The 19,992-nt window shown below is 64.1% G+C and carries 12 protein-coding genes; 4 read left to right on the top strand and 8 right to left on the bottom strand.

What is annotated here, in order from left to right; all coding sequences use genetic code 11:
• Window positions 1-4: 4 nt before the first annotated feature.
• From cheB to CCR96_RS20325, 3 genes are read right to left on the bottom strand one after another with little or no spacing between them, the layout of a single operon-like run.
• On the bottom strand, window positions 5-1,090 hold the full coding sequence (gene cheB / locus CCR96_RS20335; RefSeq protein ID WP_201222903.1) for a chemotaxis-specific protein-glutamate methyltransferase CheB: 1,086 nt from the start codon (window positions 1,088-1,090) through the stop codon (window positions 5-7).
• A 10-nt stretch (window positions 1,091-1,100) separates the two neighbouring features.
• On the bottom strand, window positions 1,101-2,738 hold the full coding sequence (locus CCR96_RS20330) for a chemotaxis protein CheW (protein WP_201222901.1): 1,638 nt from the start codon (window positions 2,736-2,738) through the stop codon (window positions 1,101-1,103).
• A 29-nt stretch (window positions 2,739-2,767) separates the two neighbouring features.
• Entirely contained in the window at window positions 2,768-4,693 is a 1,926-nt protein-coding gene (locus CCR96_RS20325; RefSeq protein WP_201222899.1) for a methyl-accepting chemotaxis protein, read from the bottom strand.
• Window positions 4,694-5,040: 347 nt separating this feature from the next.
• On the opposite strand from CCR96_RS20325, the gene dnaE reads away from it, so the two are divergent.
• Both dnaE and CCR96_RS20315 read left to right on the top strand, forming a co-directional pair.
• The gene (dnaE, locus tag CCR96_RS20320) at window positions 5,041-8,700 is read left to right on the top strand and encodes a DNA polymerase III subunit alpha (RefSeq protein WP_201222897.1); all 3,660 of its coding nucleotides are present in this window, start codon (window positions 5,041-5,043) and stop codon (window positions 8,698-8,700) included.
• A gap of 222 nt (window positions 8,701-8,922) precedes the next feature.
• Window positions 8,923-9,846, top strand: coding sequence for a hypothetical protein (locus CCR96_RS20315; protein ID WP_201222895.1), 924 nt, complete (start codon window positions 8,923-8,925; stop codon window positions 9,844-9,846).
• Between the two features lie 135 nt (window positions 9,847-9,981).
• Here the strand turns inward: CCR96_RS20315 and CCR96_RS20310 are convergent, their stop codons facing one another.
• Window positions 9,982-10,866 carry a TauD/TfdA family dioxygenase gene (locus CCR96_RS20310; RefSeq protein WP_201222893.1) on the bottom strand — a complete coding sequence of 295 codons (885 nt, stop codon included), beginning with the start codon at window positions 10,864-10,866 and terminating at the stop codon, window positions 9,982-9,984.
• Window positions 10,867-10,946: 80 nt separating this feature from the next.
• Between CCR96_RS20310 and CCR96_RS20305 the strand changes: the two genes are divergently transcribed.
• Both CCR96_RS20305 and hrpA read left to right on the top strand, forming a co-directional pair.
• Window positions 10,947-11,426, top strand: a complete 480-nt coding sequence (locus tag CCR96_RS20305) for a universal stress protein (RefSeq protein WP_201222879.1) — start codon at window positions 10,947-10,949, stop codon at window positions 11,424-11,426.
• 29 nt (window positions 11,427-11,455) lie between these two features.
• On the top strand, window positions 11,456-15,937 hold the full coding sequence (gene hrpA / locus CCR96_RS20300) for an ATP-dependent RNA helicase HrpA (RefSeq protein WP_201222877.1): 4,482 nt from the start codon (window positions 11,456-11,458) through the stop codon (window positions 15,935-15,937).
• A gap of 88 nt (window positions 15,938-16,025) precedes the next feature.
• On the opposite strand, the gene CCR96_RS20295 is transcribed toward hrpA, so the two are convergent.
• The 4 genes from CCR96_RS20295 to CCR96_RS20280 form a co-directional block, all read right to left on the bottom strand.
• Window positions 16,026-17,000, bottom strand: a complete 975-nt coding sequence (locus CCR96_RS20295) for a calcium/sodium antiporter (RefSeq protein WP_201222869.1) — start codon at window positions 16,998-17,000, stop codon at window positions 16,026-16,028.
• Window positions 17,001-17,233: 233 nt separating this feature from the next.
• A complete protein-coding gene (locus tag CCR96_RS20290) occupies window positions 17,234-17,758 on the bottom strand; it encodes a hydrogenase maturation protease (RefSeq protein ID WP_201222861.1) in 525 nt (174 codons plus the stop codon).
• On the bottom strand, window positions 17,719-19,062 hold the full coding sequence (locus CCR96_RS20285) for a Ni/Fe hydrogenase subunit alpha (RefSeq protein WP_201222859.1): 1,344 nt from the start codon (window positions 19,060-19,062) through the stop codon (window positions 17,719-17,721). Before CCR96_RS20285 ends, CCR96_RS20290 begins: the two co-directional genes overlap by 40 nt.
• A complete protein-coding gene (locus tag CCR96_RS20280; protein WP_201222857.1) occupies window positions 19,055-19,978 on the bottom strand; it encodes an NADH-quinone oxidoreductase subunit B family protein in 924 nt (307 codons plus the stop codon). The genes CCR96_RS20285 and CCR96_RS20280 overlap by 8 nt, the downstream gene beginning before the upstream one ends.
• Between the last annotated feature and the right edge of the window lie 14 nt (window positions 19,979-19,992).

The following is a 19,992-nucleotide window of genomic DNA, read 5'->3' as shown; positions in this document are numbered from 1 at the left end:
TGGATTAGCCGGCGTTGACCCACTGCATGATCTGTTCGGCGACACGTTCCATCGGCAACACCTTGGTCGCGCCACCACGCTTGATCAATTCCGCCGGCATGCCAAAGACGACGGCGGTCTGTTCGGATTCGGCGATGGTCCTTGCGCCACGACGTTTGAGTTCGGCGAAGGCTTCAGCGCCATCGTAGCCCATGCCGGTGAGCAGGACGCCGATGACCCGCTGCGGCTCGCAATGCTGGAGCACGGATTCGCCGAGGAGTTCGACCGACGGATGCCAGAGATGTTGAACTGACTCCGGGCGGGTGCTGACCATGAGCCGGTTGGCTCGGCGCATCACCACCATGTCCGCGCCGCCGCGTCCGATGCAGATCTTGCCCGGCTCGAGTGGCATCGGTCGCTGCAATTCGAACACATCCAGCGCGCACAGCTGATTGATGCGCTCCGCAAACGGTCGCGTGAAGCTCGGAGGCATGTGCTGCGCGACCAAGACTGGCCAGGGAAAATCGCCCGGCAACTGCGGCAGGATGTCTTCCAAGGTGCGCGGGCCGCCGGTAGAGACGCCGATGATGACCAGGCCGTCGTTGCGAGCGCCTTGCTCCACCCGTAGCGTCGAGCGCTTGGGTGGCGCTGCTCCGGTCACCTTGGAGACGCTCAGATCGCCTCGGATGCGGGCTGCGAGCCCGCGCGACTTCTTCAGGTGTGCGCCAGCCGCGGCGCGCACCTTGGCGATGATCTCCTCCTCGATCTCGGTGATCGATAGCGAGATGGTGCCGTCTGGCTTCGGGATGTAATCCACCGCCCCAAGGTTGAGCGCCTCGAAGGTGGAGATGGCGCCCTTTTCGGTCAGTGAGGAGACCATCACTACCGGCACCGGACGCTCGGCCATGAGCAGGGACAGCGCGGTGAGTCCGTCCATCTGCGGCATGTTGATGTCGAGCGTGATGATATCGGGCTCAAACCGCTTGTTCAGCTCGACTGCCTCCTCGCCGTTGCGGGCGACCTCGATCACGAAGTCGCCCTCGGCCTGGAAGATGGTCTTGAGCTGACGGCGCATCAGCGCCGAATCATCAACGATCAGCAGCTTGATCACGGCTAGCCCCTCATGCTTCAGTCACGGCGACCTCTAGCTGCTCGGGATGAGTGGTCAGTCCGGCCAACTCGCGGCGCTGCTCATGGGCGATCAGGTGCGTGGGATCGAGCAACTGGATCAGGCGCTGTTGCTGCTGCATGTTGGCTACGCGATTGATGAGCATGGCTTGCTCTGCAGACAGATGCGGGGCTGGCTCGATCGCGGCCTGGGGGATCTTCAGCACCTCGGTGACCAGATCGACGATGAACCCGATGCGCACCCCGTCGAGGAGAAACACCATGATGCGTTGGCGATCATTGTGCTCGACCGCGGGCAGGCCAAGACGTCGGCGCTGATCGATTACCGGCAGCACCGAGCCGCGCAGATTGATCACGCCCTCGACGAAGGCCGGCGCCTTCGGCACATGGGTCAGCTCATCGGGGACACGCACGATCTCCTGCACGCTTGCGATGGGGACGCCAAACTCTTCCTTATCGAGCCGGAATACCACCACCTGCTCTTCGTCATCACGCTGACCAGCCTTTTCGTTGCGTCCGGTGAGATCGGCGCTTGGGTCGTGCGTCGGGTCATCGGATGCTTGCATCATACTCACGCTGTCCAAGGCCTCTTGAATGGCTGAATGTCGGAACAGATTGCGGATCGAGATGATCGAGACCAGCCGCCTGCCGTCCTCGCCAAGCCGGCAGATCTCGGTGATCTCCTGCAGATTGCCGCTCACGGCCAACAAGGCTGGCATCGGTTCGACGACCGAGGTGGGAACCCGCAGCACCTCATTGACGCTGTCCATCACCAAGCCCACCGTCACATTGCCGAGGCGCACCACCACGATGCGGCTATGCTCGTCGGCGTTGCGCACAGGCAGTTCGAGCAGGCAGCGCAGGGAGACCAGCGGCAACAGGCGATTGCGCAGGTTCATCAGGCCCAGCACATGCGATTCGGTGCGCGGCACCTTCACGATGTGCTCAGGGAGTTGAACGATCTCCTGTGTATGCTCGATGGGGATCGCATATTCCTGCTCGGCGACCTGGAAGCTGACCAGCTGAAGCTCATCCTGGGTGGCGTCGGTCTCCTCGCGCGCAGCTCCATCCTCGCCCAAGCTGGTGGCGTTGGCCACGGCGGCCGCCTCAAGTTGATCGATTTCGGTCAGTTCGAGGCCGATCAGGCGCTTGAAGTCCATCACCATGACCATCTCGAAGCCGCCTACGTTCTTCAGCAGGCCCGAGAGCATCTCGGTGTTGACAGTGGTACTGAGCCCAGTGACGTCTTCGATCTGTTCTGGCTCGACCGCAACGACACTGCTGACGCGATCGACGACGAACCCGAGTGGCTGCCCAAGATCGATGACGAGGGCACGCGAGGCATCATCGTTATCGCGCTCATCGAAGCCGAACAGGTCGCGCAGACTGATGATCGGCAAGACCTTGCCGCGCAGATTAGCCAGGCCCAGCAGCGAGCCAGGCCCGAGCGGTACGCGCACCACATCAGGCACGCGGATGATTTCCTGGACTGGGGCCATGTCGACCCCGAACACCTCACTGCCACAGACGAAGATGACGAATTGGCGCACCGCGGATTCGGTATCCAGGGTTGGCGACTGAGCGTCACTGCCGACGGCAGGCGGTGAGGTAGTGACCGTGTCGTTGGTCATGTGGATCTCCGGCAAGACGGTGGTGGCACTCAGACGCTCTGCAGCTCATCGGCGAGCGAGGCGATCTCTTCGATCGCGGCGGCCAACTCCTCGGCGCCCTGTGATTGCTCGGTCGCGGCTGAGGCAGCCTCGGCGGCGGCCTTCTCTGCCTCTTCGGCTGCCGCGGAGATCTGTTCGACGCCGGTCTTCACCTGGCTAATGGAGGCGGCGATCTCGGTGGCGGCATCGAGTACATCGACGGTGCTCTTCTGCACCGCGGCGACATCGGTCTCGGCGCTCACCAGGCCGGTGGTGATGGAGCGCGCTTTTTGCGCCTCGGCATTGGCCGTGTTGATGTTGTCCTCAAGGTCGCGCCAGACCGTGTCGATCTGATCCTGCACGGCCTTGACCAAATCTTTGATGCGGTCGGCATTCTCGGCTGAGTCATGGGCGAGGTTGCGGATATCGGTCGCCACGACCACGAACCCCTTGCCGAATTCACCAGCTCGAGCGGCCTCAATGGAGCCGTTGACGGCGAGCATGTTGGTCTGTATCGAGACCGTGGAGATGGCATCGACGATCTTGTCGATATTGCGCGAGACCAGCTCCAGGTTTTTGATCTGGCGCAGGCTTTCCCGGGCGGAGTCAGCCGACTCGGCGACGCCGTTGACCAGGCTCTCGACGCTGTTCTGGTTGGTCTTGAGCAGTTCGGTGATGACGCGGATCTTCTCATCAGCAGCCGTTGCCCGCTGCTTGGAGATCTCGATGCCCTTTTCAATCTGCGCAACAGCGGTGGCGGACTGCTCGGTCGCCGAGGACTGCAACTGAGCGCTCTTGCGGATTTGCTCGATGGCCTCGGAGATCTGCGCGCTGGAGCGGTTGATCTCTTGTACCGCTGAAGACAGCTCCTCGGCCGCCGAGGCCACTTCCTCAGCGCTCTTGCTGATGTCGGTTGAGCTTCTCAGCTCCTCGGCGAGATCTGAGAGGTTTTGTGCGGCCTGCTCGCACTGGCCCAAGGCTTGGGTCTGCTCGGCGACCGTCTTTGCCGTTTCTTCGGCCGCAGAAGACTGCTCCTCAGCGGCGGTGGCGATCTCCTCGGTGCCCTGAAGCGCTTGTTTGGTGGCCATCTCCGACTGCTGCGCACCGGCTGCGATCTCTTGGATTGCGGCAGTGACCTCCGCGGAATCTTGCTGGATCTGCGTCAGCTGCTCGTTGATCTGCTGACCGTTCTCAGCCTCTGTTTTAACCTTGGCCGCCGAGGCGTTGATGCCTTCGGAGATCTGCTTGACCTCGGTTTGGATCTGACCGACGAGATCCTGAATCTGCTTGGCGCTCTTCTCCGAGGTCTCGGCAAGGGTGCGCACCTCGTCGGCAACAACCGCGAAGCCCTTGCCGTGATTGCCAGCGCGAGCGGCTTCGATGGCGGCATTCAATGCCAGCAGGTTGGTCTGATCGGCAATGCGTACCACGGCGTTGACGATGTCGCCGATATTCGAGGCCTGCTGCTCGAGTTCGGAGACCATCTTCACCGACTCGCCTTGGCGCTCGGCGCTGGTGCGCACGTTATTGATGAAGGTCTCGATCTCCTCGCCGACGTTTACGATCAGCGCTTTCAGGGACTCCACCTTGGTCTGAGCACCCTCGGCATTCTGCAGCTGATGGGTCAGGGCGGTGGTGACCTGCTTGAAGGCGGTCAGGGATTCCTGCGAGGCGCCCGATGCCTGCTCGGCACCGGAGGCGATCTGGTCGGAAGAACGCTTTAGCTGTTCGGCCGCTGAGGCTGCCTCGTTGACGCCCGAAGCCAGCTGCGCGGTCGCTGAGGCAATGCGCTCGGCGGCTTGCTGCTGCTTGGCCAGGGTGCGAGCCCGTTTGCGCTGGGCTTCCGCCTCGCGGGTCGCAACGGCTTGGCTGCCGCGGCTCTCCTGGGTGCCTGCGGAGGCAGAAGGGCTATCGGGATTTTTCTTAACGAGTGCCATAGCGGTTTCCTAGACGGATGGTCGGAATAGGTTTCTGAGGCGTTGTTTTGTCGCGCTTAATCGCCGGAGTTGCAGCGCCGCCGCCGATGAATCGTATCAGGGTTATTGTGGTGCTTGCCGTGAGGCTGCTCACATCTTTCGCACTTTCCAACAGCTGTTTGAAGGCCGGCCGCGAGCGCCTCAACCGCCTGCTGATCAGGGGCCACCGGGCTGATGGCCCAATGCGCCGGCTCGGTTGCAGACGCTCGCTTTGCGCTGTTCGGTCGGCGACACCCTGGTGATGAATCGCTGGTGATGAATCGTTAGACTAGGGCGCCCTTTCGTCTTGTCACCACTCGGAGTGCCTCTTGTCGCCGGAGCCTGGTTTCGTCCATCTTCATCTGCATACCGAGTACTCGCTTGTCGATGGCCTAGTGCGGATCAAGCCGTTGGCGAAGGCGGCGGTTGCCGCTGGGATGCCTGCGGTTGCGGTCACTGACCAGTCGAATCTCTTCTGCCTGGTGCGCTTCTACAAGGCCGCGTTGGCCGCTGGCGTCAAGCCGATCGTCGGCAGCGAGTTGGCGGTGCGCAATCCGGCTGATCCGAGTAAGCCGCATCGACTGGTCCTGCTGGTGCATGAGGATCACGGCTACAGGGCGCTGACACAACTGATCTCGCGTGCCTACACTCAGGGCCAGCAGGATGGCATCGCACAGGTTGAGCGCGCCTGGGTGCTCGAGGCCGCCGACGGGCTGATCGCGCTCTCAGGCGGCAGCGGGGGCGATGTCCAGCGCGCCCTACTCAGCGGTTATCAGGACGACGCCGAGCGCCTGCTGGACGAGTGGCAAGCCGCCTTCGGTGATCGCTACTATCTCGAGCTGATCCGCACCGGGCGCGAGGACGAGGAGCGCTGTGTCGAGCTGAGCGTGGAGCTAGCGCTGGCGAAAGGTGTGCCGGTGGTGGCGACCAACGATGTCGCCTTCCTCGCTGCGGATGATTTTGATGCCCACGAGGTGCGCGTCTGCATCAACAGCGGCCACACCCTCGATGATCCACGCCGCCCGCGCCGCCATAGCCCGCAACAATACCTGCGCACGCCCGAGGAGATGGCCGAGCTGTTCGCGGACCTCCCCGAGGCGCTCGAGAACAGCGTCGAGATCGCCAAGCGCTGTAACCTGGATCTGCGCTTGGGCGAGACCTTTCTGCCCGATTCGCCGGTGCCTGATGGTCTCAGCATCGACGAGCACCTGGCCGCCGAATCGCGCGCCGGGCTCGAATGGCGGCTCGATCGGACCTTCGATCGCAAGGCGCCCGCGTTTGCCGAACAGCGCCGCGTCTACGACGAGCGCCTGCAGCTCGAGCTCGATGTGATCTGCCAGATGGGCTTCCCGGGCTACTTCCTGATCGTCGCCGACTTCATCCGCTGGGCCAAGGACAACGGCATCCCGGTGGGGCCCGGGCGCGGCTCCGGTGCCGGCTCATTGGTGGCTTATGCGCTCAAGATCACCGATCTGGACCCGATCGAGCACGAGCTGCTGTTCGAGCGCTTCCTCAATCCCGAGCGCGTCTCGATGCCGGACTTCGACGTCGACTTCTGCATGGACCGCCGCGACGAGGTCATCGACTACGTCGCCGGCAAGTACGGCCGCGAGGCGGTCTCGCAGATCATCACCTTTGGCACCATGGCGGCCAAGGCGGTGGTGCGCGATGTTGGGCGCGTGCTCGGCCATCCCTATGGCTTCGTCGACAAGATCGCCAAGATGGTGCCCTTTGAGCTGAAGATGACGCTCGACAAGGCGCTGGAGGAGAGCCCGGACCTGGCCGCTGCCTATAAGGACGATGAGGCCGTCACCGGCATCATCGATATGGCGCGCAAGCTCGAAGGTATCGCCCGCAATGCCGGCAAGCACGCCGGCGGGGTGGTGATCGCGCCGACCAAGCTCACCGACTTCGCGCCACTCTACTGCGAGCCCGACGGCCACAACCTGGTGACCCAATACGATAAGGACGACGTTGAGCAGGCCGGTCTGGTCAAGTTCGATTTCCTTGGCCTGCGCACCCTGACCATCATCGACTGGGCATTGAAGACCATCAATGCTGAGCGTCAGGCTAAGGGCGAGGCGCCGCTCGATATCAACCTGATCGACCCGCATGACGCGGACGCCTTCAAGCTGCTCAAGTCTTGCCAGACCACGGCGGTGTTCCAGCTTGAGTCGCGCGGCATGAAGGAGCTGATCCGCAAGTTGCAGCCCGACAGCTTTGAGGACATGACCGCGCTGGTGGCGCTGTTCCGGCCCGGCCCGCTGCAGTCGGGCATGGTCGATGACTTCTGCGATCGCAAGCACGGTCGCGCCGATGTCGCCTATCCGCATCCAGACCTGGAGCCGATCCTCAAGCCGACCTATGGCGTCATCCTCTATCAAGAGCAGGTGATGCAGATCGCCCAGGTACTGGCCGGCTACTCGCTCGGTGGCGCGGATCTGCTGCGCCGAGCGATGGGCAAGAAGAAGGCCGAGGAGATGGAGAAGCAGCGCGCCATCTTCGAGCAGGGCGCGACCGAGCGTGGGGTCGACCCGAAGATAGCGACTTATATCTTTGATTTAATGGAGAAATTTGCTGGTTACGGATTTAATAAGAGTCATTCTGCCGCCTATGCCTTGGTCTCCTACCAGACACTCTGGCTGAAGGCTCATTATCCGGCTGCCTTCATGGCCGCGGTGCTCTCGGCGGATATGGACAACACCGACAAGGTGGTGACCTTGATCGACGAGTGCCGGAGCATGCGGCTGAAGGTCGAGCCGCCGAGGATCAACCGTTCCGAGCTGAGGTTCACCATCGACGGTGACGAGACGGTGGTCTACGGGCTAGGGGCGATCAAAGGGGTTGGTGAATCGGCGATCGCCTCGATGTTGGCGATGCGTCAGCAAGGCGGCCCCTTTGAGGATCTCTGGGCCTTCTGTCGTCGCATCGATCTGCAGAAGGCGAACAAGCGCGTGCTTGAGGCGCTGGTGCGTGCGGGTGCCTTGGACGAGCTGGGCGAGAATCGCGCCACGCTGATCAACCGGCTGCCGTTGGCGCTCAAGCTTGCCGAGCAGCATCATGCGCAGGAGGCGGCTGGGCAGGGCGACCTGTTTGGCGCCCTGGATGCGACGCCGAGCAAGGCCGCGGCGCTGATGCCAGACCCGCAGATTGCGGCCCAAACCTGGCCAGATTGGGACCAGGATGAGCGCTTGCTGGGCGAGAAGGAGACGCTTGGACTCTATCTGACCGGGCATCCGATCAACCGCTATGAGACCGAGCTGAATGCCATGGTCTCGCAGCGCATCGGTCGGCTGCTGGAGACGGCGCAGGGGCTGGGGGCTAACCTTGGGCCGCGCGGTCAGGATCGCGAGCAGCGCACCCTGGTCGGACTGATCATGGCGATTCGCGCCAACAAGACCGCGCGTGGTCGCATGGCGACGGTGACGCTGGATGATCGCACCGGCCGCATCGAGGCGACCATCTTCCCGGAGCTATTCGAGCAGGTGCGGCATGTGCTGGTGCCGGACGCGATCATTGCGGTGACCGGCAATCTGCGCCCGGACAATTTCACCAATGGCTGGACGCTCACCGCCACCGAGGTGCGCACCCTCGCCGAGGCACGTACCAAACTCGCCGATCATCTGGCGCTGCGGCTCGATCTTAGCGATCCAGTCGCGCACGCGGGCGGGGCGGAGGTGTTGCAAGCGCTGGCGACCGCGCTCGAGGCGAGTCGGCTTGAGACGGGATTGCCGGTGTTGCTCGAGTATCGCTGTCCTGAGGCCGCGGTGACCATGCAGCTTGGTGCGAGATGGAGGGTCGAGCCGACGGATGCCTTATTGAAGCAACTGCGGCAGTTGTTAGGTAACGACGCCGCGGTCGAGGTCGTTTATCAACGCAGGCTGAAGCGGCGCATCGCGGGTCCTAAGTTGCCGCAGCCGCTGACCGGTTCTCATGCTGCGACCGGGTCGACTGCTGGGGTTGCGGCCGGGGCTGAGGCCGCTGCTTAGGCGAGCACTTAATCGCGCACTTAATCGCGGCGCAAAGGGTAGCGCATTGGTGGCGCGCTGGCTCAGCATTGCCGTTCGAGACCTAGAATCGTTGCCCAGTCGCCCAATATAATCGTCGTTCATGTGGTTGCGCCTTGAACACCGCCGCAGAATCAGGCAGTCTTCACAGGGTTTTGACCTGCCCCATGTGCGGCTCGAACTTGCGCGAAGAGGAAGATTTCAGTGAGTGACAATAAATCCGGTCTCGGTTCCATGCTCGAGACCCTGAACACGAAAGATATCGGCATGCTGTCGGTCAAGGTTGTTGCCGTGTTATTGGTGATCGGCGGCGGCTACGTCTTTCTGGCGGGTGGCGATGATGACGACGCCCAACTGCCACCCTCGACGGTCGCCGCGAACCTCGCGCCGGTCGGTCGGGTCGCTGTAAAGACAGCAGAACCGCCGCCAGAGCAGCCAGCGGCAGCCGCTGCTTCTGAGCCTACCGCCGCCCCAGCAGCGGCTGAGCCTGCCCCAGCGGCAGAAGCGGCAACGGCGGCCGCCCCTGAGGACGAGCCGGCGGCAGAGGCGGTGGCAGCTGAGGCCAGCGATGCTGAGCCAGCGGCAGCACCTGAAGCCGAGACAGCAGCAGCTGAGCCAACGGCAGCCGAGCCAGCGGCAGCGCCTGATGCGACAGAATCGGTGACGACCGCGTCGAGCGATGCCGAGCCCGTGGCGGCCGAGCCGGAGACCGGGGAGGCGGCACCTGAAACCGTTACGACCGCTGAGGAAACCCCAGCAGCCGAGCCGGCATCCACAGCAACCGCAGCAGCAGAGACCGCTTCTGAGGCGCCCGTTGCTGCTGAAGCGCCTGCAGTGAGCGACGAGGAGCCTGCGAAGGTCGCTGAAGCGACTGAAGCCACAGTGCCGCCGGCCGAGCCGGCTGCAGCTGAAACCGCAAGCACTGAGCCTGCGGTTGATACCGAGGCGCAGGCGAGTGCTCCAGCCGAAGCGCGTCCGTTGCCGGTTGCCCAGGTACCGCCCTCGCCGATCCCTGGCACCTTCACGCCTCCGGTTGAGCCTCGCAAATTCATGCCGAGTCGACCGGTTCCGACCTGGGGGCCGCAGTTCTCGCCGATGCCACCGCGCCCGGTCGCGAGTCCACGCTGAGGCTAGGCCTTCCGCCGTCTTGGCGGGCCAAAAACGCCATGATCCTACTGTCAGGATCGTGGCGTTTTGTCGTTTCAGGTTGTATAGCTGACCGCGATCTGGCTCGTTCCAGGCGGTCTGAGCAGGGCGTGGAATTTAGGTATCAGCAATGCGCCGGTAATAGCGGGCACGGTAGAGCAGTCGGGTCTGAGCCGCGTTGTCTTCAAACTGGCTGCGGCTGTGCAGCACGTTGTTGCAGATCAGGCCCCAGCCGGACTCGAGTCGGGCCTCGAAACAGGGTGTTTGCGGGTCATCGAGCTGGCCACGAAGGGCCTCGACGGCGGTCTCGGTTGGCCCGTCTTGCCGCCACTGGATACTGCGCCGCCGATCGGTATAGCGCAGTGCCAGATGGCCGGCCTCGCCGCGCCGGAACACCGGTCCGATGCTGGCCGGTCTCAGCTCGACGCCGTCGACGCTGTTCGGTGGAATGGTCATCGCACTCGGGTGCGTCAGTGCGGCGATGTGCTCTGGGTTGCGCTCGCGCAAGCGGATGTAGAGCATCTCCGGGTCGATGAGTCGATTACTGCCGCCAACGGCGGCTGGCCGGACACAATGGAGGATGAAGGCGTTGATCTGGCGCTCCGGAGGGTTGTAGTACCCGTCGGTGTGCCAGGCAATGGGCCGGTCGGTGTAGGGAATGTAACGACGATGCAGCGCATCAGGCTGCACGCTCAGGGCAGTGATGGCATCCTCATCAGCGCCGGGGTTGTGATCCAGCGCGCCGAGCCCGAGCTGTATCCCGAGCCGATGCGGGATCAGCTTGTCAGGGTCGCTCCCAAGCGCGGAGACATAGATTGCCATATTGGCGCGTCGACAACGATCGATGAGGGCCTGACGCTCGGCTTCACTGAGCTGCCGGGGGTCGCGCACCTCGACGATCAGCTCCTCGAGCCGCTGGGGTGCCTGCGCGAGTTTCTGATCGCGCCAACGCACATAGTCCTCAGGGCGGTTGAGGCTGAGCAGGGCGTCGAGATCAATCATGGTTGTGCTACTTCTGAAGGCAATGACAGTCGAAACCTCTATACTTTGGGCAGGATCAGGCTGTCTACAGGTGCCGAGTGATGTCTAGCAAGGGTTACACGCATATCCTCGTCGGTGTTGACTTTTCACCCGAGTCCGAGGTGGTGCTTGAGCGTGCCGTGATGATGCGGGATCGATTCGACGCGCGGCTTTCGCTGGTCAACGTGGTCGATTACGTGGCGCCTGGCACCGAGTATGCCGGTGGTGCCTTCGTCGCCGAGCCCATCCTGCCGAACGATGGTCGCCTGGAGAAGGAACTGCTGGAGCTTGCGCAGAAAGAGATCGATGTGCTCGGTGAGCGCCTCTCGGTGCCGGTCCAGGATCGGATCATCGAGTCAGGCCCAACGGCCCGAAGCATTCAGCATGTCGCGCGCGATATTGGCGCCGATCTGGTGATCGTCGGTGTCCATGAGCGCAACTGGCTCGGTCGGCTGCTCGGGTCGACGCCGCAGTCACTGCTCAAGCATGAGGTTTGTGATGTGCTTGCGGTTCGGCTCGATGGTGATGCGGAGGCGGGCTAGGTTTCTGTCTAAGATTGTAAGAGATTGCCTTGTCTACCCGCCGCCAAGATACGCTGGCCGCCATTGCCCAATGCCTCTTCAAGGATCGCCGTCGGCTCAAGCGTACGCTGAAACGGCTGTCAGTGTCGGCCACCGCGGTTCAGCCAGATGCCGAATCGACACAAGACCATGACCACTGGCGTGATCTTGCGCACGCGATCGACCAGTCGCGCGCGATCGTCGACGCCCGTCGAGCCGCGATCCCGAGCCAGATCCCGTTTCCACCCGAGCTACCGGTCAGTGAGCGCCGCGACGAGATCGCCAAGCTGATCGAGCAGCATCAGGTCATCGTGCTCTGCGGCGAGACCGGCTCTGGTAAGTCGACCCAGCTGCCGAAGCTCTGTCTCGCACTGGGCCGCGGCCTGTTCGGACGCATCGGCCACACCCAGCCACGCCGCATCGCCGCGCGCAGCCTGTCCAGCCGCATCGCTGCCGAGCTGGGCACCGAGCTTGGTAGCACGGTTGGCTACAAGGTCCGCTTCCACGACCGGGTGCGCCCAGAGACCTCGGTGAAGCTGATGACCGACGGCATCCTGCTCGCCGAGATCCAGCGCGATCGTTATCTGAACGAATACGACACCCTGATCATCGATGAGGCCCATGAGCGCAGCCTCAATATCGACTTCTTGCTCGGCTATCTGAAGCAGCTGCTGCCAAAGCGGCCCGATCTGAAGCTGATCATCACCTCGGCCACCATCGACCCGCAGCGCTTTGCTAACCACTTTGGCGCTGCTGCTGGCGCTGCCGCCGCGCCGATCATCGAGATCTCCGGGCGCACCTATCCGGTCGAGGTCCGCTACCGCCCTCCCGAGGAGGAGCACGCCGGTGAGCGTGACGATGCGATGCAGCAGGCCATCTCGGACGCCGTTGCTGAGCTCGCCCGCGAGGGGCCGGGCGATGTGCTGGTGTTCCTCTCTGGCGAGCGCGAGATCCGCGAGACCGCCGAGACGCTGCGCAAGCAGCATCCACCCTCGACTGAGGTCTTGCCGCTCTACGCGCGCCAAGGGCCGGCCGAGCAGGCGCGGGTGTTTCAGCCGCATGGCACGCGGCGCGTGGTGTTGGCCACCAACGTCGCCGAGACCTCGCTGACGGTGCCCGGTATCCACTATGTGATCGACCCCGGCTTCGCCCGCATCAGCCGCTATAGCCATCGCAGCAAGGTGCAGCGCCTGCCGGTGGAGCGCATCTCCCAGGCCTCGGCCGATCAGCGCAAGGGTCGCTGTGGGCGCATCGCCTCCGGCGTCTGCATTCGCCTCTACGACGAGGATAACTTCGCCGTCCGCGCCGAACACACCGAGCCCGAGATCCGTCGCTCCAATCTGGCTGCGGTCATCCTGCAGATGAAGCAGCTCGGCTTCGGCGAGATCGAGCGTTTTCCGTTCGTCGATCCGCCCGATTCCAAGCTGATCTCGGATGGCTATCGGGCCTTGGAAGAACTGGCCGCGATCGATGCTAAGGGCGACCTGACGCCGATCGGCAAGCAGCTCGCACGGCTGCCGGTGGACCCTCGTATCGGCCGCATGCTGCTCGCCGGTGCCGAGCACCATTGCCTGCGTGAGCTGAGCATCATCGCCGCCGCACTGGCGGTGCAGGACCCGCGCGAGCGGCCCATCGACCAGCAGCAAGCCGCCGACGAGATCCACGCCACCTTCCGCCATCCCGACTCGGACTTTCTCGGTTTCCTCAATCTCTGGGAGTTCCTGGAGAAGGAGCGCCGGCATCTGACCCGGCGCAAGTTCCAGCGCCTGTGCAAGCAGCACTTCCTGTCCTGGAATCGGGTGCAGGAATGGCACGACACCCAGATCCAGCTGCATGAGCTGATGGCCGAGCTTGGCTATCGCGAGAACAGGGAGCAGGGCCTGGGCAAACAGGCCGAGAAACATGCACAGGTCGCCGGCAAGCGTGCACAGGCCTCCGGCAAGCATATGCAGGCCGCCAGCAAAGATGCGGAGATCGCAGGCAAAGATGCGGAGATCGCAGGCAAACATGCGGAGACCTCAGATAAGCATGCGGAGACCGCAGGCAAGCATGCGGGCAAGACCACAGGCGAGCATCAGAGCAAGCACGCGGACAACCACCCTCCGAGGCATCGCCCGGTCAAGCCTCAAGCCGAGGGCACCTACGAGGAGGTCCATCGCGCCTTGCTCACTGGTCTGCTCAGCAACATCGGCCGCAAGGACGAGCAGCGCGAATACCAAGGCGCGCGCGGCGGCCGCTTCTACATCCACCCCGGCTCGACGCTGTTTGCGGCGACGCCAAAGTGGATCATCTGCGCCGAGCGGGTCGAGACCACGCGCCAATATGGCCGCACCTGCGCGCGCGTGCAGCCGGCCTGGGTCGAGGCCGCCGGCCAGCATCTGGTCAAGCGCAGCTGGTCGGAGCCGCACTGGCAGTCGCGCGCCGGTCAGGTCGCCGCCTTCGAGACCGTCACCCTCTACGGCATCACTCTGTTCAGCCGGCGGCGCGTCAACTACGGGCCGATCAACCCGGCCGAGGCGCGCGAGGTCTTCCTGCGCTCGGCGCTGGTCGAGGGCGATTTCGAGACCCGCGCGCCGTTTTGGCGTCACAATCAGGAGCTGATCGAGTACATGCATCAGCTCGAGGCCAAGTCGCGCCGGCGCGATATCCTGGTCGACGAGGAGGGCCTCTATACCTTCTATCAGCAGCGTGTCCCCTCTGGCATCTATTCCAAGCCCCAGTTTGAGCGCTGGCTGCGCAAGGCGACCCAGAAACAGCCAAAGCTGCTGCACATGGACCTAGAGCAGGTGATGCAGCAGGATGCGCGCGCTATCACCGGCGAGCAGTTTCCGGATCGGTTACAGGTCGGTGCCACCGAGCTGCCGCTCGAATACCGTTTCGAGCCTGGCCATGAGGCCGATGGTCTGACCCTGGTGCTGCCGGCGATGTTGATCAACCAGGTCTCCTCCGAGCGCCTGCAATGGCTGGTGCCGGGGCTGCTGGAAGAGCGCATCACCGCGATGCTGCGCGGGCTGCCGAAGACGCTGCGGCGCTCGTTCGTGCCGATACCAGATACCGCGGCCCGGGTGGCAGCGCGGCTGACGCCCTCGGATCGGCCTCTGGTGCGCGCCTTGGGTGAGGCGCTGAAGGCCCTGACCGGCGTGCAGGTGCCGGAGGATGCCTGGGACGAGGCCGCGCTGCCGCCCTATCTGCGGATGAAGCTGCGGCTGGTCGATCTGGAAGGGCGCACCCTGGCATTTGACGACGATCTGCTGCGGCTCAAGCGCCGACTGGCTGAGGGGGCCTTTGGTGAGGGGGCCTTGGGGGAGGGTCAGCGCGGGCTGGCAGGGCCGTTTGCGTCAGCGTCTGGACCTGAGCTGTCTGGAGGACCTGAGCCAGGAGGCCGTGCACTCCGCTCTGGCGCGCAAAGAGGCCAACGGACTAAAGGTGCTGCGCATGGAGCAAGGACGCCCAGCGGTAAGGGGCGTGAAGCCAATCCGCCTCAAGGGCATACACCGGCAAGCGCGATGGTGCGAGGGCAGCGGGCCGCCATGGCCGCATCGGGAGCCACCGCCTTGGGCTCGGCCAACCCTGCAGCGACCTGGGGGCATGCGATCGAGCGCGATGGCATCACCCGCTGGGACTTTGGCACGCTGCCGGAGTCGGTCGATCTCGACCGCGCGGGTATCAAGCTACGCGGCTGGCCGGCCCTGGTGGATCAAGGTGGCGCGGTTGCGATTCGAGTGCTGGATGCTGAGCACAGCGCCGCCGAGGCGATGCGCAGCGGACTGCGGCGGCTGTTCATGCTCGCCCTCGGCGCCGATCTGCGCACATTGCGCCGTGGTCTCTGCGACACCGCCGGTGGCCTCAGTCGCCTGCGTCTGCAATATGCCAAGGCGCCCCAAACCGAGCCAACCGCGGCCGGTCCTGATCTCGCCGATGAGCTGCTGGCCTTGATCCTTGACCTGACCTTTACCGAAGGTCAGCCGCCGATCCGCGAGCAGGCCAGCTTCGAGCAGCGTCTGAAGACCAACAAGCCGCGTCTGTTCCCGGTCGCGCAGGAGGTCTGCGGCTTAGCCGCCAATCTCCTTGGCACCTATCAGGTCTTGCGCAAGCGTCTTGATGGCATCACCCAGATGCAATGGATGCCCTCGGTGCTCGACATGCGCGCGCATCTAGACAGCCTGGTCTACCGTGGCTTCCTGGTCCAGATCCCATTTGCGCACCTGCAAGACTATCCGCGCTATCTGCGCGCGCTCGAGCAACGCGCCGAAAAGCTGCCGCAAGCCGCCACCCGCGACCGCGACCGGATGCAGGAGCTGGCGCCGCTACTCGAGCGCTGGCGCGAGCGAGTCGTCGCGGCCGCCGACGCCGAGCGTCAAGACGAGCGCCTCGACGAGATCCGCTGGATGCTCGAAGAGCTGCGCGTCTCACTCTTCGCCCAGCAGCTTGGTACCGCCTATCCGGTCTCGGTCAAGCGCCTTGAGCGGCGTTGGCGTGAGCTGGGGCTGTGAGCGACGCTCAAGCCTGACCCGAACAGCCGACCGGCAGGCACAGTCACGATGCGATACTGAGTGAGCAGTTGTTGCCGCGCCATGAACCTTAGGCCGGGACGGCGCTCAGCACCAAATAGACGCTGTAGGCGATAAAGGTCGCGAGCAGAATACTACCCTCGAGCCGATTGATCCGACCCTGGCCACGAAATCCATAGCCCATCACGAAGAGTGCGATCGTGCCCGCCATCATCATGGGCCAGTCGCGCAACATCACCTCTGGTGGAATCGCCGAAATTGGCGTGATACTGCCCGCGATGCCGATCACTGCGAGCAGGTTGAACAGGTTCGATCCGACGATGTTGCCGATCGCGATGTCGTGCTCACCTTTGCGCGCGGCGATCAACGAGGCCGCCAACTCTGGCAGTGAGGTTCCGATCGCAACGATCGTCAAGCCAATGACCAGATCGCTGACACCAAGCGTCTGGGCAACGGTCACCGAACCCCAAACCAACACCCGCGAGCTGGCGACCAACAGGGCTAGACCCACCACGAGCCAAAACAGCGCCGGTCTTAACGGCATCGGATGTTCAGCCAGGTCTTGGCTGACCGCGGTCGCGAGGGTGTCACCGCGGACATGGCGCGCGCTGAACAGCGTCCAGCCGATGAGGGCCACAAACCCGATCAGCAATAGCATCGACTCGATTCGCGTCAGGCTGCCGCCCCAAAGCAGCAGGCCAAGGACTGCGCTGATCACGAGCAACAGGGGGAGCTCGCGGCGAATAATCATCGAGTGCACAGGAATTGGTGCAATCAATGCCGTTAGACCCAGGATCAGCCCAATATTGGCGATATTCGAGCCAATCGCATTACCGAGTGCAAGGTTCGGACTGCCATCCAGCGCGGCAAAGGCCGAGACCACCATCTCCGGCGCTGAGGTGCCAAAGCCGACGATGACCATTCCGATGACTAGGGGCGGCATCCCGACCTGTACCGCGGTTCCCGCGGCACCCTCGATAAAACGCTCGGCACTCCACACCAGGACCCCGAGACCACCAACAATCGCAACAAGTGCTAGCAGCATGATCATTGCGCTCCGGCCATCGCGGATGACACAGAACGGCCATGAGCGCAAGCAGGGGAAATGGTCACTACCGAAGCGATCTGTGGGTAAGTTAATTTTATATTTAACATATACTTATGTCGATGCTGTGTGACTTCTCAGTAGGTTGCGGCAAGCCTGCCATCGCAGGAATCCAATTTGCCAATGCTCAAGGAGCCGACACCGTGAGAGAAACCGCTCCACCACGCGCAGCGTCAATCAAGATTGACTCGACCGACCATCCCGGAGATGGCGTCAGCGAGTGAGCCCACGGCGGTTGCTACCGCTGGCGTCAGCTCAAGGCCGGTCTGCCGGGTCTGCACCGCATCGATGCTGACGATGTAGATATCCAGTGCCAGCGGCAGCATGCACAGACTGCGGCCTAGGGCGAGTGTGTCGGCGAGCCCGAAACCGTGGCTGGAGCTGATGCCCGCGCTCCTTGTCGCTACGCTCATTATTGCTAGCTCATCGAGCGACAGATGCTGCACGGCGCCGATGCGGCTATTCATGCCGGTATTGGTGACCGCAGCGTCCACCAAGATGACGTACTGCTGGCCGGCGATGTGCGCCAGCAGAGCAGGACCAGGTCGGTCGAGCTTCAGGACCTGAGCTTGGTGCGGACTCAGGCGCTCGGCGAGGGCATCGGCCAGGCACCAGCCGACCCGGTCATCGCCCCAGGGCGAGCCGAGACCGATAACGATCACCGGTTCAGGGTCAAGCGCAGGAAATGGGTCGCGCATGATATACAGGGGTCGTAGTTGCGGATCACCTGCTCGCCCGCCTGCCGCAGTCGGTCGGCATCTGCGTTCAGACCGATGCGGGTAAGGGTTTGTGCCAGGTCCGCCTCGATCCGCGCTTGGTTCTGGCTGGTGGGTGGCACGATGCGAGCCTGCTGGATGCGGCCATCAGCGTCCAGATCGTAGCGATGCCAGAGTAGCCCGCGCGGCGCCTCGCTGGCGCCGCGGGCGATCCCAGCACGAGGCGCCAGCTCGGCATAGGCCGGGGTCTGCGGGGCAACGTTAGCCAGGATCTCGGCCGCCTCCAGCACTGCCTGCAGGATCTCGACCGCGCGGGCGATGACGCTCTGCGCCATGTCGTGGCTCGGGAACTCAACGCCCAGCTCGGCGAGCAGGGCCTGCACGTGCGGGTGCAGCCGGTCCTGGTTCAGGTTGACGCGCGCGAGCGGGCCGACCAGATAGGGTTCGCCTTCCAGCAGCCCGTGCAGCGCGGTGGAGTGGGGCACCTGATGCTCGCTGAAGTGCGCTTCGAAGTCGTCCACTGAGATGTCGAGCCCGGACTCGGCGACGATGCGCTCTGCCATCATCGGGTACTCCAGCGGATGGCGCAGCGAGACGCAGTTGAAGTGCTGCGGCTGTTGCGGCAGCGGAAGCGCCGCGGTCCAGCGCAGCAGCGCCTCGGCCGCCGGCAGGGCGCGCTCGGCCTCGGCCTTCACCGTAGCGATCTCGGACAGTGCCGGCCGGCGCCAGAAGCCGCCGACCCGGGCACCCACAGGGTGCACCGAGCGGGCGCCGAGGAGCGCGATGATGCGATTGCCGAAGGCCTGCAGTGCCAGGCCGCGACGCAGCTCGTCGCCATGGCGAGCGGCCATGGCGATGGCGCTGTCGAAGCCGAGGAAGTCCGGCGCCGCGAGCAGATGGATGTGCAAGGCGTGGCTCTGAATCCATTCGCCGCAGTAGAACAGGCGGCGCATGCGTCGGACCCAGGCTGCCAGCCCAGTGTTTGGCTGGCTGTGTTGGTGGCTGTTCTGATCAGTCGCCGCATCCGCGGCGAACAGCCGCTCGATAGCACTGACCCCGCTCATCTGATAGGCCACCGGGCAGATGCCGCAGATGCGCGCCACCAGATCAGGGATCTCGCTATAGTGATGGCCAACCAGGAACTGCTCGAAGAGTCGCGGTGGCTCGAAGATGCGCAGCGCTAGATGCGCGATCCGATCGTCGCGGATGCTGACCTCGAGACCGCCTTCGCCCTCGACGCGGGCTAGGATGGGCACCTCGATGCGGCGGCTGGACGACTCAGTCATCCTCATCCTCCCCGCTGGCGCTGATCATGCTGTGATCACGATCCTCACTGGTCATGCTGCTGCCCTGATCGACGCTGGCCGTTGCTGATCCGGCCCGCGGCTTCGGATGCCATTCGCGCAGCAGTTGCTGGAAGGGCGCGGCGCCGCTCTGCTGGAACAGGAAGCGCCGTTTGACGGCCTCGGCATCCAGACCCAGCTCTGCGAAACGCTGCGCCAGCGTGGCGACTTCGGGGTTCTCCGCCGGTCCGTAGCAGCCGTAGCAGGCGCGGCCGAGGCTGGGGCAGAGCGCGCCGCAGCCGGTGACGGTGATCGGGCCGAGGCAGGGAGCATCCTGAGTCACCAGCACGCACACCTGGCCGCGGCGTTTGCAGTCCAGACAGATCTTGTCCTGCTCGGCAAGCGGGGTGGCGCCGGCGAGTAGGCTGGCGAGCGCGGCAAGCACCTGCGGCGTGCTCACCGGACAGCCCGGCAGCTCCAGCTCCACGTGCACGTGCGCGGCCACCGCATCGGCGGTGGGCCGGGCGTCGATGTGCTGCGGCTCGGGATAGCTGGATGCGATCCAGGCCTCGGCGTTGGCCAGGTTTTTGAGCGCCTGCGGGCCGCCGGCGGTGGCGCAGGCGCCGATGGGCATCAGCCAGCGGCTGCGGGCGCGGATGGTCTGGATGCGCTCGGCCTCCTCGGCGGTCGAGACACTGCCCTCGACCAGCGCGATATCGGCCTCGGCGTCGACGTCGATGATGCCGGCCTCGGCGAAGTGGACGATGTCGAAGCGCTCGGCCAGCCTCAGCAGGGACGCCCCGGCGTTCAGCAACGCCAGCTGGCAGCCGTCGCAAGAGGAAAGCTTGTGCACGGCGAGCCGCGGCCGGCGGTCCAGGCTGTCGACAGGCTGAAGTGGGGATTTTGGGGGGCTGGTCATGCGCGCTCTGCTCC

Origin of the sequence: Halochromatium roseum (assembly GCF_016653315.1) — a bacterium.
In the GTDB taxonomy this organism is placed as follows: domain Bacteria; phylum Pseudomonadota; class Gammaproteobacteria; order Chromatiales; family Chromatiaceae; genus Lamprobacter; species Lamprobacter roseus.
The sequence above is the reverse complement of the archived record's forward strand: the minus strand, read 5'-3'. Positions and strand labels throughout refer to the sequence as shown.

What these genes read in the sequence shown, in the direction of transcription:
- CCR96_RS20310 (WP_201222893.1), bottom strand. Translation starts at nt 10,866, where the DNA reads ATGATTGATCTCGACGCCCTGCTCAGCCTCAACCGCCCTGAGGACTAT.
- CCR96_RS20330 (WP_201222901.1), bottom strand. Translation starts at nt 2,738, where the DNA reads ATGACCAACGACACGGTCACTACCTCACCGCCTGCCGTCGGCAGTGAC.
- CCR96_RS20280 (WP_201222857.1), bottom strand. Translation starts at nt 19,978, where the DNA reads ATGACCAGCCCCCCAAAATCCCCACTTCAGCCTGTCGACAGCCTGGAC.
- CCR96_RS20285 (WP_201222859.1), bottom strand. Translation starts at nt 19,062, where the DNA reads ATGACTGAGTCGTCCAGCCGCCGCATCGAGGTGCCCATCCTAGCCCGC.
- CCR96_RS20325 (WP_201222899.1), bottom strand. Translation starts at nt 4,693, where the DNA reads ATGGCACTCGTTAAGAAAAATCCCGATAGCCCTTCTGCCTCCGCAGGC.
- CCR96_RS20305 (WP_201222879.1), top strand. Translation starts at nt 10,947, where the DNA reads ATGTCTAGCAAGGGTTACACGCATATCCTCGTCGGTGTTGACTTTTCA.
- CCR96_RS20290 (WP_201222861.1), bottom strand. Translation starts at nt 17,758, where the DNA reads ATGCGCGACCCATTTCCTGCGCTTGACCCTGAACCGGTGATCGTTATC.
- CCR96_RS20295 (WP_201222869.1), bottom strand. Translation starts at nt 17,000, where the DNA reads ATGCTGCTAGCACTTGTTGCGATTGTTGGTGGTCTCGGGGTCCTGGTG.